The organism is Vibrio sp. Y176, from assembly GCF_033438945.1.
Genome location: NZ_JAWOQS010000557.1, coordinates 1 through 686 on the forward strand (window position 1 = coordinate 1; position 686 = coordinate 686).

Annotated in this window: 2 protein-coding genes; both read left to right on the plus strand. The window is 44.2% G+C overall.

All coding sequences use genetic code 11. The features are described 5' to 3' along the window. On the plus strand, positions 1-120 hold a 120-nt coding region (locus tag R7O13_RS27275; RefSeq protein WP_318305249.1), incomplete at its 5' end, for a zinc-binding dehydrogenase. Next, positions 114-575: a YqaA family protein gene (locus tag R7O13_RS27280; RefSeq protein ID WP_005462564.1), complete on the plus strand. Its 462-nt coding sequence runs from the start codon at positions 114-116 to the stop codon at positions 573-575. The genes R7O13_RS27275 and R7O13_RS27280, both read left to right, overlap by 7 nt. Positions 576-686: the final 111 nt, after the last annotated feature.

Consider the following 686-nt stretch of genomic DNA (forward strand, 5'->3'; position numbering starts at 1 on the left):
GTGGGATTACTTAAAACAGAAGTGCAACACATTTACCCAATGGCTGAAGTTATCGCCGCACACCAACAAGTGGAATCGGGGCGAACGAGAGGCAAGGTATTACTTGATATGACATGCTAGACGCATTCAATTCAGCTTTTGAACATTTAGCCCTTTGGTTTTCTGATTCAGCATTGTGGGTGCTTTTTTTAACGGGCTTTCTGAGCGCCACCTTACTGCCTGGTGGCTCTGAAGCTGGGCTGATAGCAACTCTCTCACTCAATCAATATGCGGTTTCTTCTATTCTTTTGGTTGCCACAATAGGTAATACGCTTGGTGGCTTAACCAATTACTGGCTTGGGTTATGGATCCCCAATAAAACCCAAGAAGAAAAACATGGTCATACCGCTTTAAAGTGGCTAGCAAAATATGGCTACTGGGGATTATTTTTCAGTTGGTTACCAATTATTGGTGATCCGTTGTGTCTCGCGGCTGGATGGTTAAGGATGAAATTTCTGCCGTGTGTGATTTTAATATTTTTAGGAAAAGCCGCTCGGTACAGCTTGTTGGCGGCCATTTATCTCGGATTATTTTAAGGAAAGTACATGAGAATGTTTTGGGTTGGCGCGTGTTCACTGTTGGTGATCACGGGCTGTGCATCAAATTCCCCTGTTTCATCGTTGCCAAAAGGGGTGACTTTCGGCGAA